Annotated in this window: 13 protein-coding genes; 10 read left to right on the top strand and 3 right to left on the bottom strand. The window is 46.2% G+C overall.

Annotated elements, in window-relative coordinates; genetic code table 11:
• From C9J01_RS04200 to C9J01_RS04190, 3 genes are all read right to left on the bottom strand, one after another.
• A complete protein-coding gene (locus tag C9J01_RS04200) occupies positions 1–2,406 on the bottom strand; it encodes a DMSO/selenate family reductase complex A subunit (protein WP_107296833.1) in 2,406 nt (801 codons plus the stop codon).
• A 450-nt stretch (positions 2,407–2,856) separates the two neighbouring features.
• Positions 2,857–4,605: a cobaltochelatase CobT-related protein gene (locus C9J01_RS04195; protein ID WP_107296832.1), complete on the bottom strand. Its 1,749-nt coding sequence runs from the start codon at positions 4,603–4,605 to the stop codon at positions 2,857–2,859.
• Positions 4,602–5,585, bottom strand: a complete 984-nt coding sequence (locus C9J01_RS04190; protein WP_107296831.1) for an AAA family ATPase — start codon at positions 5,583–5,585, stop codon at positions 4,602–4,604. Before C9J01_RS04190 ends, C9J01_RS04195 begins: the two co-directional genes overlap by 4 nt.
• A gap of 235 nt (positions 5,586–5,820) precedes the next feature.
• Here C9J01_RS04190 and xsc point away from each other — a divergent pair, with 235 nt between their 5' ends.
• The 10 genes from xsc (at position 5,821) to lpdA (ending at position 17,780) form a co-directional block, all read left to right on the top strand.
• Positions 5,821–7,632, top strand: a complete 1,812-nt coding sequence (gene xsc / locus C9J01_RS04185) for a sulfoacetaldehyde acetyltransferase (RefSeq protein WP_107296830.1) — start codon at positions 5,821–5,823, stop codon at positions 7,630–7,632.
• Positions 7,633–7,703: 71 nt separating this feature from the next.
• A complete protein-coding gene (locus tag C9J01_RS04180; RefSeq protein WP_107296829.1) occupies positions 7,704–8,741 on the top strand; it encodes a YeiH family protein in 1,038 nt (345 codons plus the stop codon).
• A 15-nt stretch (positions 8,742–8,756) separates the two neighbouring features.
• Entirely contained in the window at positions 8,757–9,644 is an 888-nt protein-coding gene (locus C9J01_RS04175) for an FRG domain-containing protein (protein WP_107296828.1), read from the top strand.
• A gap of 309 nt (positions 9,645–9,953) precedes the next feature.
• The gene (locus tag C9J01_RS04170; protein WP_107296827.1) at positions 9,954–10,370 is read left to right on the top strand and encodes a nuclear transport factor 2 family protein; all 417 of its coding nucleotides are present in this window, start codon (positions 9,954–9,956) and stop codon (positions 10,368–10,370) included.
• 48 nt (positions 10,371–10,418) lie between these two features.
• The gene (locus tag C9J01_RS04165; RefSeq protein ID WP_107296826.1) at positions 10,419–11,882 is read left to right on the top strand and encodes an NAD(P)/FAD-dependent oxidoreductase; all 1,464 of its coding nucleotides are present in this window, start codon (positions 10,419–10,421) and stop codon (positions 11,880–11,882) included.
• 162 nt (positions 11,883–12,044) lie between these two features.
• Positions 12,045–13,022 (top strand): TRAP transporter substrate-binding protein, encoded by a 978-nt coding sequence (locus tag C9J01_RS04160; RefSeq protein WP_419686441.1) that lies wholly within the window; start codon positions 12,045–12,047, stop codon positions 13,020–13,022.
• Between the two features lie 125 nt (positions 13,023–13,147).
• Positions 13,148–13,741, top strand: a complete 594-nt coding sequence (locus tag C9J01_RS04155) for a TRAP transporter small permease (protein ID WP_107296824.1) — start codon at positions 13,148–13,150, stop codon at positions 13,739–13,741.
• 16 nt (positions 13,742–13,757) lie between these two features.
• Complete coding sequence (locus tag C9J01_RS04150) at positions 13,758–15,098, top strand: TRAP transporter large permease (protein WP_107296823.1); 1,341 nt, start codon at positions 13,758–13,760, stop codon at positions 15,096–15,098.
• A 35-nt stretch (positions 15,099–15,133) separates the two neighbouring features.
• A complete protein-coding gene (locus C9J01_RS04145) occupies positions 15,134–16,030 on the top strand; it encodes a cache domain-containing protein (RefSeq protein ID WP_419686439.1) in 897 nt (298 codons plus the stop codon).
• A 340-nt stretch (positions 16,031–16,370) separates the two neighbouring features.
• Positions 16,371–17,780, top strand: coding sequence for a dihydrolipoyl dehydrogenase (lpdA, locus tag C9J01_RS04140; RefSeq protein ID WP_107296822.1), 1,410 nt, complete (start codon positions 16,371–16,373; stop codon positions 17,778–17,780).
• Positions 17,781–18,008 lie beyond the last annotated feature (228 nt).

The raw sequence follows: 18,008 nt of genomic DNA, 5'->3' as shown, positions 1-18,008 counted from the left end.
CTATGCCTTAACGATGTCGACCAGATTGGTGTGTTGTGGGTTGCCTTTGGCAAGAGGGCTAAGTTTTAAATTGGTTAATGTGTTGATATTCCCGCCGATATCTATACCGGCTTTATTGAAGTGCAACCATCCACCTTGTGGCATAGCCACAACATCTGGCATTACCCTTGGTGTGACTCGTGCGCGAGTTTGCATCTTGCCCCTGTCATTTTGAACCAGGACTGGGTCACCGTTACGGATACCTCGCTGATCTGCATTGATAGGGTTAATCCAGATTTCATCAGGGATAGCTTCTTTGAGAATAGGGAGCTGAGCGTAAGTTGAATGGGTGTGGCCTTTGGTGTGAAAGCCGATCATTTGTAATGGGTACTTTTTGAGCCCCTCAGGATCTAGGTGTGATTCCTCAACAGGGTAGAACCCAGGGATAACCGGTATGCGATCTTTTTCAGGCAGCACCCATTGTTGTTCTAATATAGCGAGGCGTTCAGAATAGATCTCGATTTTGCCTGATGGCGTTTTGAGAGGGTTAGCACCTGGATCTTTCCAGAATGCGCTGAAGGCAACGCTATTTTCTGGTGCTTCTCGTCGCTGATCAATGAGCCCGACGCTACTTTCCTTATTGTATGGCGGTAAATACGGGCGTTTCTGTCTGACAATATTGTAGTTATGCTCAATCCATTGCTGTTGTGAGCGGCCTTCAGTGTACTCTTGCTTTACACCGAGGTGTTCCGCGATATCAGCACATATGTCGTAGCTCGACCTGACCTCCCATAATGGGGCAATGACAGGTTCCATACCAATCATGAAATGGTTAGAGCCAGAGGCATAACTGTTATCAACTAAATCTGCAGCTTCAAGATATGATGTTTCGGGTAAGAGGATGTCAGCAAACTTTGCACTTGGTGTCATGTGGTTATCACACACAACGATGAATTCACACTTGGTATCGTCTTCAAGAATTTTCTTGGTTAAACCGGTATCACCATGCTGGTTGATAAGTGCATTACCAGCTTGGTTAATAATGAGCTTGATACCCGTATTCAGCTTTTCTGTACCACGAACACCATGGGTGATGTCTGACATTACTTCGGGTTTATCAATAGCAGTGGTAAACGCATAACATGGAATAGAGTGTTTAATTGGGTTGCTTAACGCGGGAAGTGATGGGACGCCATAGCGTGTCGCATAGGGCCATACACCGGCATTGGTACCTGGACGTCCCCACTGATTAGCGATCACTGAGAGTGTTTGAATGGCTCGTACACTGGCTTCACCATTTTGGTGGCGTTGCGGTCCCCAACCTTGTGCGATATAACAAGCGTTAGCAGTCGCAATTTCCCTGGCTAGTTGTGTGATACGTTTAGCAGGTATCCCAGTTACAGATGCGGCCCACTTGGCATCTTTAACAGTTTTATCATCGCTTGTACCCAAGACATAGTCTTTATAGCTGCTATTCGAGTTTGCGGAGGCAGGGAGGGTTGTTTGATCGAAGCCTATTGCATATTTGTTGATGGTCTCTTCGTCAATAAGTCCTTCGGTGATCATGGTGTGAACCAGACCTGCTACAAGCGCAGCATCAGATGTTGGTTTGATAGATAACCACTCAGCATCGCTGGTAACGACACTGTCTGTGTAGCGTGGATCAATAATGATCGTTTTCGCCTTCGATTTAGAGAGGCTCCTTCTCAGTTCTTCAACCTGTCCCCCTCCTGACATGCGTGTCTCTGAGAGGTTTAACCCGAAAAAGACAACCAGATCACTGTTCTCTACCTCTGTAAAATGGCTCCCGATATAATCACCAAAGGTATAAGGTGCTGCAGCACGGATTTGTGCTGTACTGTAAGTGTTGTGGTAATTCAGATACCCTCCAGTGAGGTTGAGCATCCGTTTCCAAGCACTTGTCCCTTGGGTATGGTAATAAGCACCTGATTGATATATGTAATATATACTTTCGTTACCATATTTTTGACGAGTTTCGGTCAGTTTCGTTGCGATAAGCTTGGTGGCCTCTTCCCATGAAATTCGTTTGAACTTGCCTTCTCCTCGTTTACCGACGCGTACCATTGGGTACTTAAGTCGATCAGGTGAATACACCCTGAGTTTATTAGATCGTCCCCTGAGACATGGACGGATTTGGTGTTGACCAAACGTAGATTCATCAAAAGCATCCTCAGGCTCAATTCGTTGGATGATATCGTCCTTGACGATGACTTTAAGAGCGCATCGGCTACCACAATTGACCAAGCAAGCACTGTGTTTAACGACTTCGGATGATTCATTTTTTTGTGGTTGTGCGAGAGTGTTGAAAGGGAGTGTTATTGCGCTGGCAGCTGATGTTATTGCGACTGATTTCGACGTGGTTTCAATAAACGTTCGCCGGCTAATTAGCTTCTTAAACAAGTCCATTCTCAAATCCTTTGTGATAGATACTTGTCCAGTATAAAAACTATATTGATACAGACTGATAACCGTGTTGGAATTTACTCTGTAAAACTTAAAATCGACAAAATTGTTGATATTGCGCAATGCAATAATTTGCTTTATCTATGTTGTTGATATTAATTGGTATTAGCATTTTCCATAACAGTTTATTAATAGCTGCATGAAATATGTTGGTAGTGGGAGTGAAACGTTATTAAATACTCTAAAATAATGATGTAGATTATAAAGGTTTCAAAGTAATTAAATCGTAAATAAAGAAGCGTAGTTCTACTGATTGGAATTAATGACAGATATAATTTGAAGGCGATTGTTAAAACTGATTAGTCAATACCACCTTGAGAACTACCGCTAAAACACATTTGTAGGTATTAATGAGTTAGAAGCGGCTTTATACTACCCTCAAAATCATTTTAACTATCTTGGGCTACCTCCTGTTCTCGATAGCAGCGCAATAATCTCATTAATGTTGTGTTGAATCGACGATTCATTAAAGTCCAAAGACAGACTCTGTCGGTAATAGGGGCTGAGATCCAACCCTACACCTAGCCCTATAATTTCGACCTCTCGGTTTGCATGATATTGGGCTACAACTTGTTTGAGGTGGTTGTCCAAATAATACTTGTCGTTAGCGAGGTTGGTGGCGGTATCCATAGGGCAGCCATCGGATATTACAAACAGCAGTTTTCTGGGCTCTTCTCGTTGGGTTAGCCGCTTGCAAGCCCATAATACGGCTTCGCCATCTATTCCTTCTCTGAATAAATCTGCTTTCAAAAGTGCAGCGATATCCCTGCGGGTATGCCGCCAATGGCTTTCTGCTGGTTTAAATATGAGGTGGCAACTTTCATTCAATCGGCCGGGAGAATCTGGTTTTCTTTGCTTGAGCCAGTCAGTATACGCTTTGCCGCCGTTCCAACTGTTTGTGGTAAACCCCAAGACCTCACTGCTGATACCGGCATGGCCGAGTGCTTTGACCATGGTATCTATCAACATAGCGATAGAGTTTATGTGTTCTCGCATTGACCCTGAGCAGTCGATGAGAAAGCTGACAATACTATTTGGCATAGGGCGATAGTATTCGTGACAAAAGATGCGGTTTTCATTGGGGGAACTGACTAACTGGCTGAGACGCCTGCCGTCAATATACCCGTCTTCTTCGCCATATTGCCAACCGTCACGCTGGGGAGAAGACAGCAAGGCTGAAAGTTGCCTTGATAGCTGTTTGATATTTATCCCTTGTTGCTGGATACGCTCATCAAGTTCTTCACGTAAAGTAGCGAGTAATGCTTTACGAACCAGTTTCGATGCATGTACTTCGCGATCGTATTGGGTAGTAAAGACCCGGTAAGTGCCGAGACTGTTATTAAACACCTTGCTGTGGCCACTTTGTGCAATCGCCATCGGTATTTCTTCACCCTGATCGAAATTGAGCAAAAAAGATAGCGCAGATTTTGCCTTATCGAGTTGTGATTCATCTGTCGGATCCGTTTGACTTTGCTCAGCTTCGATCATTTTGCTAATAGCTGAACCTAGAGAAATGGCATGATGAGCGTAGGCTTGTTGGTTACGGCGATGTCGTCTTAAACCGGCTAAATCCCCACCTATTATCGGAGCAATACCTGCTCGTGTAGCTTCGATGAAATCTTCTAATGACTCATCGATAGCCCGGGCATGTAGCCGCGAGCGGACAATCTGCACTACGGTAAACAACAATAGGCCGATATGGGTATCCGCTAAACCGGAATGATAAAACTGCCTCGACCATTCGACGAAGTTATGCTCAATATTGGCGCAAAGACCGGGTAGGTTTTCCCTTATATGATCCTCACACAAGTAACTTTCGCATCTTAATTGCTCTAAGGCTTCGAAGAGGAGTCGTGTGATGGGATCGTCAGGTATTAATTGATTATGGAGATTTGAATCTGAATAGCGTAAACGTAGTGAAATCGCATCGATCTTGCCGCGTTGTTCTTTATTGTTGCTATGAGCAAATTCATTGGCATTGCGAAGGTGGGCGGCGTAAACGGGAATATGTTCATTATCGACATAGAGAGACTCCCCGCGATAATGAAGCGCTAATTCCTCACTCAATGCTCTGCCAGAGGCCTCCAGCAATTGCTGGTGTTTCTGTCGTTCTCGTTGATTAGTTGACGGGGCAGGTTTCATTGTGAGGCTCCTGCATGAACGAGCCAAGACTCATCGAGTTCTTGATTGAAACAGCGCTGATAATATTCGCCGATGATAGGGCGTTCGAAATCATCACATTTATTGAGAAACGACAAACGGAAGGCGAGGGCTGGACTGTTAAAAATTTCACAGTTCTCTGCCCAAGTGATAACAGTACGAGGTGACATCAAGGTAGAGAGATCGCCAGCAGCGAAACCTTTTCGGGTAAGGCCAGCCATAGTAACCATCTGGTTGATTAATTTTCTTCCACTCTCACTGTCTTTACCGGGCACGCGAGATAAGACAATGGCAGCTTCTTCTTCAGGAGGTAGGTAATTGAGTGTGGCGACGATATTCCAACGGTCAATTTGGGCGTGGTTTAGGGTTTGGGTGCCGTGGTACAGGCCGGAGAGGTTGCCGAGACCAACGGTATTGGAGGTAGCGAATAACCGAAAGGCGCTGTGCGGGTAAATGACTTTGTTTTGGTCGAGTAAAGTGAACTTACCATCTCTTTCCAAGATCCTTTGGATCACGAACATGACATCGGGCCTTCCAGCATCGTATTCATCGAAGATAAGTGCGACGGGGCGTTGCAGCGACCAAGGAACAATCCCTTCTTGGAATTCGGTAACTTGCTTACCATCCCTGATCACAATGGTATCTTTGCCGACCAAATCCAACCGGCTTAGGTGACCATCTAAATTAACTCTGACACAAGGCCAATTGAGTCGCGCTGCTACCTGTTCGATGTGGGTTGATTTTCCCGTTCCGTGCATGCCTTGGATCATGGTTCTGCGGTCTTGGGCAAAACCGGCCAAAATCGCCAGAGTGACTTCGGGGTTAAATCGATAGGCGTGATCAATTTCCGGTACATGATCATCACGGGTGCTAAAAGCAGGTACGCGCAAATCGGTTTCGATTCCAAATACTTCCCTGACAGAAACCATCATATCGGGTTTGGTTATCGCAAAATCCACCATATCACTTCCTTTATCTCTACGTATTGGCATCTCATTGTTTGCCACGATAAGACATTTCGAAACCTCCTAATGATGAAATTGATGCTCCTGTATCAAAAAATGGAATAAATCGTATCAATTGTTAATTTTTTTGTTGACGGTTAAATTGCGAGCGTCTAGTGTTTACATTAATTCGAGATATCGAGACAAAATGTTTCATTAAATTGGAATGTCCATCATCAAGGAGATACAAAGAATGAGCGAACAAGATGCACGTACAGTTGTAACTGGCCCAACAAAAATGACTCCATCAGAAGCCTTTGTTGAAACTATGGTTGCCAATGGGGTGACAGATATGTTCGGCATTATGGGCTCAGCCTTTATGGATGCGATGGACATCTTCGCGCCAGCCGGTATTCGATTGATCCCTGTGGTGCATGAGCAGGGTGCGGCTCATATGGCAGATGGTTTTTCGCGTGTGTCGGGTAACCACGGTGTGGTTATCGGTCAGAACGGACCGGGCATCAGTAACTGTGTAACCGCAATTGCAGCAGCTTATTGGGCGCACAGTCCGGTTGTTATTGTGACGCCGGAAACAGGCACGACGACAATGGGGTTAGGTGGGTTCCAAGAATGTAATCAATTACCGATGTTCCAAGAGTTCACTAAGTACCAAGGTCATGTGACACATCCTTCACGGATGGCGGAATATACTGGACGCTGTTTTGACCGTGCTATGAGCGAGATGGGGCCAACCCAGCTAAACATCCCGCGTGACTACTTCTATGGTGAAATCAATTGTGAAATTCCAAAACCTGCCCGTCTTGACCGTGGGCCAGGTGGTGATCAGAGCCTAAATGACGCCGCTGATCTTCTTGCTGAAGCCAAATTCCCAGTCATTATCTCTGGTGGTGGTGTGGTAATGGCCGATGCCGTTGAAGAGTGTAAAGCACTGGCTGAGCGACTTGGCGCACCAGTGGTGAACAGTTACTTGCATAATGACTCGTTCCCAGCAAGCCATCCTCTATGGTGTGGTCCTCTGGGCTATCAAGGTTCAAAAGCGGCCATGAAGTTGATCTCTCAGGCGGATGTGGTGATTGCTCTGGGTTCACGACTTGGCCCATTTGGTACCTTACCGCAGCATGGCATGGAGTACTGGCCGAAAGACGCCAAGATTATTCAAATCGATGCTGACCACAAGATGCTTGGTTTGGTGAAGAAGATCTCTGTTGGTATTTGTGGAGATGCCAAGGCATCAGCCGTTGCACTGGCAGAGCGCCTTGAAGGCAGAAGCCTAGCATGTGATGCGACCAAAGATGAGCGTTTCAACAAGGTTCAAGCAGAGAAAGAAATTTGGGAGAAAGAGCTCGATGAGTGGACCCATGAGCGTGACCCATTCAGCTTGGATATGATTGAGCAAAATGCGCAGGAAAAACCATTCTCCGGCGGCGAATACCTGCACCCGCGTCAGGTACTGCGTGAGCTTGAAAAAGCCATGCCTGAAGATGTGATGGTGTCGACCGATATCGGCAATATCAACTCGATTGCTAATAGTTACTTGCGCTTTGAAAAGCCTCGTAGTTTCTTTGCGGCCATGAGTTTTGGTAACTGCGGCTACGCCTTCCCAACCATTATTGGGGCCAAAGTTGCTGCGCCGCATCGTCCTGCCATTTCTTATGCCGGTGATGGTGCATGGGGAATGAGTTTGATGGAAACCATGACTTGTGTACGCCATAACATTCCGGTGACGGCAGTAGTCTTCCACAACCGCCAGTGGGGAGCAGAGAAAAAGAACCAAGTTGATTTCTACAACCGCCGCTTTGTTGCTGGTGAACTGGATAATCAGAGCTTTGCGGAAATCGGACGTGCCATGGGCGCGGAAGGTATCACGGTAGACCGTCTGGAAGATGTTGGCCCAGCCCTGCAAAAAGCTATCGATATGCAGATGAATGAAGGCAAGACCACCATTATCGAAATTATGTGTACCCAAGAACTGGGCGACCCGTTCCGCCGCGACGCACTATCGAAGCCTGTGCGTTTCCTCGACAAGTATAAAGACTACGTGTAATTGCGAGTCAATTTGGAGCCTGACCAGCAGTAGGAGTTGGGCTTACTTTATACCTGACGTGGAGGTGCTACATGACCGAACGTGCGTTAAAACTTCCAAAGCCTTTGCTGTCCGGTTTGAATGAGTTTGTTCCAGGTTTATTGCTGTGCGTTGTGATTGCTGCTGCTGCATCGTTTGTCTCGGCCCAATATGGAGGACCTACCTTTCTCTACGCGCTGTTAATTGGTATCTCGTTCCACTTTTTATCAGATAACCCTAAATGCCAGCCAGGTATTGATGTGTCGGCAAAGAAGTTGGTACGAGTGGGGGTGGCATTGCTAGGCGTTCGAATTGCCATCAGTGATGTACACGCTATTGGCGCACTTGGAGTGACAGCGTTGGCAGGTGCCGTAGTGCTGACGATTGGCTTTAGTTTGATGTTGGCGAAACTACTTCGTTTGCCGTCGATGCTCGGGATTTTATCGGGCGGTGCTACGGGGATATGTGGGATTTCGGCTGCAATGGCAATCTCTTCGACCTTGCCACAGAACCGGGAAAATGAGCATTACACCTTGTTAACGGCCATTGGCGTGGCAGCGTTTTCAACTATCGCTATGGTGCTTTATCCGCTGGTGGTCTCTGTACTTGAACTAAGCCGCTCAGAAGCTGGACTTTTTCTCGGTGGATCTATTCACGATGTTGCCCAGGTCGTAGGGGCTGGATTTATGATTTCACCAGAAGTTGGGGACTCTGCAACGCTAGCTAAGATGTTTAGGGTCGCAATGTTAATGCCGGTCGTGGTGGTGTTTGCCTTTTGGTTCCGCTCAGCAAGGCAGGCGAGTGGCAGTGATAAAGCAGGCAATCAGCCATTGGTTCCATTTTTCTTATTGGTATTTATCGGGCTAGTTATTGTCAACAGTCTTGGATGGATACCGCCTGTTGCCGTTGAAATGAGTTCAGATATTTCCAAGTGGTGTTTGGTTATCTCAATAGCGGCTCTAGGGGTAAAAACCTCATTTGAAAAACTGTCTGAATTAGGCTGGAAACCTATTGCGCTGTTAATGGGGAATGCACTGTTTATTGCCGCATACATGTTAGTTGTTGTGTATCTGGGTCGAATGATTTTTTAAATATGGAGAAAGAAAATGAATTCTCTGCCTTATATTGGCTCTGTTACCAAATACCTCACGCTTATTGATGAAATAACACAAGATGGAGAGCTTCTCTTATTCAGGGGGCAGCCAAATAAACGAAAATCACTGCTTCCTTCCATCGCACGGGGGGCTGAAAATATCTCCACGAATGGCCAAGAGAAAGACATGCTCGATTGTTTCTATCGCTTGGGAAATAATAAACTCAGGATTCAAAAAAACGACTACTGGCATATTATGTCTGAAGCCCACCATCATGGGTTAAAGACCAGACTTCTTGACTGGACGAGTAACCCTTTGGTTGCACTGTGGTTTGCCTGCCAATCACCAGGTAACCAGCCCCATGTTTATGTGTTGAAAGCTAATGCGAGAAAACAGCAAGGTATGGCTGGGGACCCGTATGAAATTACTGAGACAAAGGTCTTTCAACCACCTGTTGAATACGCAAGGGTTAAGGCGCAAAGCAATTGGTACAGCTTGCACCCTTCGGTGAATAATCAAAATACCAACAAGCGTTTCACGCCGTTTGAAATAGAAGCGGGTGAAAGTGATGAGTTATATGAGATCCCTATTTTCTCCGAAGTAAAAGAAAACCTGCTGTTGGAGTTGGATAAATGCGGAATTAATGAACAATTGATTTACCCCGACCTAACGGGATTATGCCTGCATATCAATAAGCTTTTCGAACAAGCTCCCGTTGAAAGTAAAGAGAACGCTGTTGGTGGAGGGAGTTCCACCGACTCCCTGCTTGAAACCAATTTGTTTGATTACCAAAAAAGTGATGCCTTGGATGATTCCCTTCATGCTCTGAACCAGAGGGATGTCAAAGGTGGGTTCCAGCAATATCGCCATACCTATACCAGTGACTTTGATTTTGATTGATCGCTGACACTGATTGTTGATGTAACTCACAATTATTGATTTTTGAAATAAAACATCTCAATTTTTCGAATTTAACGTTGACTGAGATAAGGTCGACAACTAGCTTTAGGTTAATGATTTGTTATTTTTTGTGTGTTAACTAAAAGCGAAAAATTGAAATTATTCGTTGAAGATTAACCAGCTAACGCCAAGTCTCGAATTTGAGAATATGATTTGACGGTATGTTAGCACGGGTATATGTTAACCAAAATTTAACATTGTGGCTGGTGAAATTGTCTGTTTCATGTTTTAAACGATAAGGATATAAGAATGAATACTCAGTCTGTAGAAAAGCAACGCGATGAAGTCAGCATCGAATTTTTACAAGCATTCAGCCAAGCATGGAATAACCATGATATTGATGCCCTGATGACATTTGTGACAGACGATTGTACGTTCCATACAGCTGCAGGCCCTGAGCTTCAAGGTAATACTTTCAACGGCAGAGACGCGGTAAGAGAGAGCTTTCAGCAGGTCTGGAAGAACTTTCCTGATGCAGCTTGGCTTGACGGTGTTCACTTCGTCAGCGGTGACCGTGCAGTATCCGAATCTACATTCTGCGCCACTAAGCCAGATGGCAGCCGTATCGAAGCGCGCATGGTTGATGTTTTCACCCTTGTTGATGGCAAAATCCAAGTAAAAAATGCCTTCCGCAAAGATCGTCCTTCTTTCTTTAATTCCAATTAAGTTCCTAAGTTTAACTTTCTGACATTAAGCATGGCCAAGGAGCTTGAAATGGATTCAACAGTAGAGAAAGAAAGGGTAGTACTTGAAAAATCAAGCAATAAGCAAGCACAACAAACAACAACGGCAAAAGAGAAATACGATCCTGCCTATGATCCATTGGTCGCCAATACACCGGGCCATGGTACAGAATATGCCCCTACTTATTGGGTTGGAACAGCGGGGGAGCCGCCAGCAGACGATGGTCCGATCCTCAGTGATGTTGATGTCGATGTGGCGATTATTGGCTCAGGCTACACCGGCTTATCGACCGCTATCCACCTAGCAGAGCAGTACGGTATCAAGGCGACTGTCCTTGAGGCCAACCGTGCTAGCTGGGGGTGCAGTACGCGTAATGGTGGGCAGGCGCAATGTGCATCCGGGCGTTTAAAACGCTCCCAGTGGATACAGCGCTGGGGTTTAGATACCGCAATTCGTATGCACGAAGAATGTTTGGATGGTATGGAAACATTCAAGGGTCTGATTAAGGATATCGACTGTGAACCTCAGTCCGGTGGTCACTTGTATGTTGCTCATCGTGCTAAGGTGATGCCTACGCTGGAAAAAGAAGCAAAGTTACTGCGTCAAACCTTCAACTATGACGCGCAAATCCTTGATGCTGATACTGTGAAAAAGCAGCTTGTCGGTGATCAGGAAGCCGCTGGCGCAATGCATGAGCCAGAAGGGATTGGAATCCATGCAGGTAAACTGGCTTTCGGTTACCTAAAGAAAGCCCGGGCATTGGGGGCGACGGTTCATCCAGCAAGTCCGGTTATTGGTTGGGAAACACGCAATGGTATTCACTACCTAAAAACCCCTGGCGGTATAGTGAAAGCAAGGGCGGTCGGAGTGGCAACGGGGGGGTATACCTCGCAAGGTTTACATAGCCAATTAAAAAACCGTTTATTACCTATATTGTCGAACTCTATGGTCACACGCCCACTGACTGAGTCAGAGATAGCAGCGTGTAACTTCCGAACCAATCAGGTCATTACTGATACACGTGTGTTACGCCACTACTACCGCTTACTACCTGATAACCGGGTTCAAATTGGAACACGTAGTGCGATTACCGGCAAAGCGGCACCCGAAAAAATATATGAAGATATGCTGAAAGCAGATTTGGCGAGAAAGTTTCCAGCTTTGGCAAACATCCAAGTCGATTATTCCTGGTGGGGATGGGTGGATGTCAGCCACGATATGATGCCTAGGATCTATCAGCCGAACGCAAACCAATCGATATATTACGCATTGGGTTACGGTGGCAATGGTGTGATGTATTCTGCGCAGGCGGGTAAGCGTTTGGCGCAATGGATTGCCGGTGAAGGTAAAGATCTTAACCTACCTATTTTTCAGTCTAAATTGCCATTTCCCAATATTCAGGAGATGCTTGAGTCCGAAGCTTTTGCTCCATTCAGGCGCTTTGGACAGCGGTTCTTATATCGATGGTACCACCTTAAAGACGAAGTGCTTTAACCCCTTTCAAGCTATGCAAAATAGTTGAATTACTTGCAATACAACAAAGACACAACACGACCAGGATGTCTCAGTACGTTGTACCGTGGTCACCTTTATCTATAACGCGAATAATGCGAAACAAAATAAAAGGTCACGACTATGAAATTCCAGAAAAAGAAAATGGTTAGTCTAATTGCTGCTGTCTCTATGGCATTTGCATCATCCGGTGTATTTGCAAAAAACTTTAAAATGGCTATCGGTGATGCGGCTGGTGGTACTCAGTGGGAATTAGGTACAACATTTAGTCAAATACTGGATGAAAAAACCAATGGGGAAGTGAAAGTCGATTTATTCCCAAATGGTCAATTGGGTAATGAACAAGATACGGTCAACAATGCAGCCATTGGTTTGTTGGACTTTTCTATTCTGGCAATTAATAACGTGACACCTTTTTCCCCGACGGTTGGCCTGCTCACTATGCCTTATGTGATTCAAAGTGCCGATGAAGCGAAATTGCTGACTCAGGGGGAAGTGGGCCAGGAGTTGGTAGATAACACCATTCGTGATGCCGGCGTCAGAATTATCGGTTGGGCCTATTCAGGCTTCCGGGTACTGACCAACTCAAAGCGTCCTGTTGCCTCACCGGAAGATCTCAAGGGGCTGGTAATTCGTGTTCCACGAAATGAAATCATGATTGCCTCTTATCAGGCATGGGGGGTGAATCCAACACCGATGGCGTGGTCAGAGACATTCACCGGCCTTCAGCAGGGTGTCGTCGATGGACAGGATAATCCGTATATCACTGTCTATGCGATGAAATTCGATGAAGTCCAGAAATATGTCACCAATATTCGCTACATCTTCTCGCTTGAACCTCTTATCGTGAGCGAATCGGTATTCCAACAACAATCCCCAGAAATGCAGGCCAATATTCTGGCGGCAGGCAAGGAGGCCACTGAGCACAGTTTCACCTACTTGCAGGATACAGAAGATAAGATCCGCAAAGATCTAGAGTCTAAAGGGATGGTATTCACCGATCCGGCCAATGGCGAGAAAGAGTGGATAGAAAAAGTGACCAAGACCGTTTGGCCTAAGTTCTACACCAGTATCGGCGGCAAAGAAAAACTAGATGATACGTTGAAGCTATTAGGACGTTAATTCAGCGACATCATTACTCATGCTTTACATGGTGCTCCGACCTTTATAAGCATTAACGTAAAGCATGAGTCCATTTTCCCCTGATGAACACCAAGAATAAGTATCAGGGATACGCCGGAGGCTTTATGTCTGTTATCCATACTATAAAAAAGCACCTGAATAATATTGAAGAATACACCTGCTGCTTATTATTAGCTTTGTTCGTTCTATTGCTATTTGCGCAGATCTTATTGCGCCAGTTTTTCCAATACTCGATTCCTTGGGGTGATGAAGTCGCTACATACATGTTCGTTTGGTTTGCCTATTTAGGGGCAGTCGTCGCTGCAAAGATGTCTGCACATAACCGGGTGAGCTTTCACTTTAAGTTCTTTCCTCCGATTGTTAAAACCGTGTGCGAAACCATCGCCGATCTGCTTTGGGTGTTATTCAACGGCTATTTTGTTTACCTCAGTTACGACTTTGTCTTTAACAAGATGAACCTGTTCTGGAAGTCACAAACCACGGGCATTCCGATGAAGTATTTCTACATGATCCTGCCGATCGCTTTTACGTTAATGACGATCCGTATTCTGTGGAATAACTACGAACGGTTGTTCAAAGGGGTGGAAGCCATTGATCCCGATGCCAAAGAAATCAAGAAAATCCAGAAGCTGCAAGTTCAGAATCAACAGCATCAGGTTCAAAAGCCGGATTATCAAGTCCAGAAGACAGCAGGCTAGAGGATAGGGGCCATTCATGGAAGGATATCTTACTCTCATATTATTTGGTGGCTTTTTGGTGATGCTGATATTGGGCGCACCGATCACCGTATCACTGGCTGGGGCCTCGATGGCCGCCTACCTTGTGTTGGACAAAAACCCGATTGCTCTGGTGCAAATCGCATTTACTTCGGTGGGGAATTTCCCGCTAATGGCTCTACCGGCTTTTGTACTGGCGGGAGCTTTGATGGAAGCGGCAGGCATTTCAAAACGGCTTGTTGATATTGCAGAGAGTCTTGCCGGGCCTGTTACCGGCGGGCTCGGGGCTGCAACGGTTGTTGCTTGTTTATTCTTTGGTGCTATTTCAGGTTCGGGCCCTGCTACAACGGCCGCCGTAGGGATGTTGATGGTCCCTGCAATGGTTAAAAGGGATTACGAACGAAGCTATGCATCGGCGGTAACTGCGGCTTCAGGTGGGTTAGGTATTATCATTCCACCTTCAATTCCACTGGTGATATTTGGTATTTCGGCCATGGGCCTAATGCCACCACCAGAAGCGATTTCTCAACATGGCCAATTTGCGTCACTGTCTATCCCTAAGCTATTTGTTGCCGGTGTGATCCCTGGTTTGATCATGGCTTCGACCCTAATGGCAACCAATTATATGATTGCGAAGAAAAGGGGTTATAAAGGACTGACCGAAAACTGGTCAACAGGTGATATACGCACCACGGTGAGGAGAGGTGTTTGGTCACTGCTCGCTCCCTTCCTGATTCTAGGTGGGATCTACTCAGGATTATTTACCCCAACCGAATCAGCAATTGTGGCCATTTTCTACTCATTGTTTATCGGTTTGTTCGTGCATCGTGAACTTGCCTTCAAGAACATTATCAACTCGCTGACAACAACGACCTGGATCACAGGGCGGGTACTGCTGATCTTGTTTGCTGCGACAGTCTTCGGCAGGTTGCTGATCGAACAAAAAATTCCGGTCGTTGTTGCAGATAGTCTACTAAGCCTGACTGACAACATGTACATGGTTTGGGCCCTAACCATCATGCTACTGCTGTTTATCGGTATGTTCATGGAAACCTTGGCAGCGATTATGATCATTGTGCCGGTACTGCTGCCAATCATGTATATGCTGGGCGCTGATCCGACTCATGTTGGTATCGTTGTGGTGTGTACGCTTTCAATTGGTTTTGCTACCCCTCCGCTGGGGGAGAATATCTTTGTTGCATCCGGAATAGGTGGGTCAACTGTCGAGCAAATTACCGCGAGGATACATCCTTTTGTTATGGCGTCGGTTGTCGGGGTTTTCCTTATCGCCTTCTTCCCTCAGTTAAGCCTGTGGCTACCGTCCTTGGTAGGTTATTGAACATGTTAGAGGTGAATATGAATAAAATAACGAGGATTCAAATGCCTTCACGAATTTTAGCTAGCACGCTGGTTTTATTCATAACCGGTTTAATGGGTACATCGGCCTCTGCTACAGATGTGATGCAAGAGGACGCAACGACCTATAGCAGAAATACAGATACGCCACCGATTGTTACGCCAGCCGCGCAAAGAGCGATGGCGCTATTGGATAAGGCGGTCGAGCATATCCAACTGGACGGCGCTGAGGCAGTGGGTGATTTTGCCAACCAGGCCCGATTCACCGATAACGAGTTGTATGTTTACGCGCTCGACATGGACGGCGTATTTCTTGCCAGCGGCGGTTCATCAGCTGTGTTAGTGGGGGACAATGTGAAATCTACTGCCGATATGTACGGGAAATTGTTCTTCCAAGACATGATAGCTCAAGCCAGAGTGACGGGGGGAGGTGTGGTGGAATATCACTGGACCAATCCCGTCGACAGTTCCGGTGAGCCAAAGCGCACTTTCTTCAAGCGAGTTGGTGATGTCATTGTGGCCGTAGGTTATCACCCGCAGCGCGCAGTGGCCTATCAGGCCAAAGGGTTCCTTGATGAGGCGACAAAAGCATTGATTACCGATGAGCAGAAAGCATTCAATGCTTTTAATCGCCATGACAGCCAGTTTGTTAAAAATGACTTATATGTATTTGTGCTTGATAAACGCACTGGTGAATTCCTCGCCCATGGCGCCACCCCACACTTGGTCGGTAAGGTCTTTAGCATCCAAGGTAAACCGATGATTGGGGAGATGCTAAAGCTGGCAGAAGAAACGGGTCGGGGCGAAATAACTTATCCATGGCTAAACCCGACTTCGGGCAAAGTCGAAAATAAACATACCTTCTACCGCATCCTTGATAACAAGCTTGTCGGGGTTGGTTTTTATCAAAGGTAACTCAACGTGCTAAACAGCTAACTCATCCTTATTCCATGTAACTTGTTCCACCTGCACTACCTTTACTATCTCTAGTATTCGGCCCTTTCATTTACTCTAAAGACGAGTAAGAAGGGCCATTTTTTTGCCGGCAAGATGCTCACCTTCAGTGCAATATTCGTCATTGCTGTAAAACATAAACATTGAGCCGCTAGACAAAATGGTGGTGAAAATTCTCAATTAAGTGGACCAACATCGGATATTCCAACTTTGCGATTTATTTTTGCCTTAGTCTGGGTTAAAGCTGTTCATCCAGATGCTTATAAACCGAAGCAAATTATCAAGCAGAGAAGGAATTGTAATGACGGAATCTATCAACGTAGATGTTGTTGTACTCGGTGGTGGACCCGGTGGGTATACCGCAGCGTTCAGGGCTGCAGATCTTGGGTTGTCGGTGTGTATCGTCGAAAAGCGCGATACATTGGGTGGCGTTTGTGTCAATGTGGGCTGTATTCCCTCGAAGACCCTGCTTCATGCAGCATCGCTGGTAGAGCATGCCAAGCATGGTGCACAAATGGGTATTGCGTTCTCCGAGCCAAATATTGATATTGACGCGCTTCGCGCCCATAAAGAGAAAACGATTTCCGAACTGACAGCGGGTATTGCCAACTTGTCCAAAGCAAGAAAAGTTGTGCGTATCCAAGGTGAAGGCCACTTCACTGGCGAGCATTCGCTGTTGGTCAAAGGTGAAGATGAGCAGCAGGTGCTGTTCAAGCATGCCATCATCGCAGCGGGTTCTCACTCGGTCAAATTGCCAATTGCCCCAGAAGACCCGAGGGTTTGGGACTCGACGGATGCATTGTCCTTGCCTTTCATCCCCGAAAAACTGCTAATTATCGGTGGTGGAATTATCGGGTTGGAAATGGCACAGGTCTATTCAGCGTTAGGTTCTAAGATCACCATTGTCGAAGCACAAGATCAGATCATCCCAGCTGCAGACAAAGATGTTGTTCAACCGTTGCTTAAAGCGACGAAGAAAACCTATCAGATGCTAACGAAGACCAAAGTCACAGATATGATGGCCCAACCGGAAGGTATCAATGTGGCTTTTGAAGGCAAGAAAGCGCCAGAGAGTGAGCTGTTTGATGCGGTACTGGTTGCCGTTGGCCGCAGGCCAAACACCTCGGGTATAGGCTTAGAAAATATCGGTGTGGCTATCAGCGAGCACAAGTTAGTTGAAGTCAATGACAGGATGCAGACCTCTGTACCACATATCTTCGCTATTGGCGATATCGTCAAAGGTCCAATGTTGGCCCACAAGGCTACCCATGAGGGTAAAGTTGCCTCTGAAGTGATCTCAGGTATGGATGCCACCTTCCACCCGGTCGCGATCCCATCAGTTGCCTACACTAGCCCAGAAGTGGCTTGGGTCGGTCTGACTGAAAAAGAAGCCAAGCAGCAAGGTATCGACTATACCACTGGTAAAGTACCATGGCTGGTAAGTGGCCGTGCTCAAAGCGTAGGTGCGACCAATGGCGTGACCAAAGCATTGTTTGACAAAGAAACAGGTACCTTACTGGGCGCTGGGATTTGTGGCGAGAATGCTGGTGAACTGATACATGAAGCTGCAGCGGTACTTGAATTTGGCGGAACGGCGAAAGATATCGCTCATACCGTTCATGCTCACCCAACCCTGGCTGAAACCTTCGCCTTTGCCGCAGAGGTGGTGGAAGGTTCAATGACAGATATGTTGCCAAGTCGCCGTCGATAAATTAATCGCGCATCATTCATAGTGACGATAAGGCTAGGTGGTTACCTGGCCTTATTTTTGACTCACCATTTTTTCAAGCACTGAAAAGAGTCCATCCTCTTCCTGAATTGGGCCTGTCTGCTATTCATCTTTGACCTGTTTCCTACGACAAAAACGTAAATTGACGAGTGGTGATTCGAGCCATTTCTATGCCAATTATTTCATCGAAAAAGAAGAAATGATTTCTAT

It is taken from the genome of Photobacterium rosenbergii (assembly GCF_003026455.1).
Lineage (GTDB): Bacteria > Pseudomonadota > Gammaproteobacteria > Enterobacterales > Vibrionaceae > Photobacterium > Photobacterium rosenbergii.
Note: the sequence above shows the minus strand (reverse complement) of the source record. Positions and strands in the feature narration are given on the sequence as shown.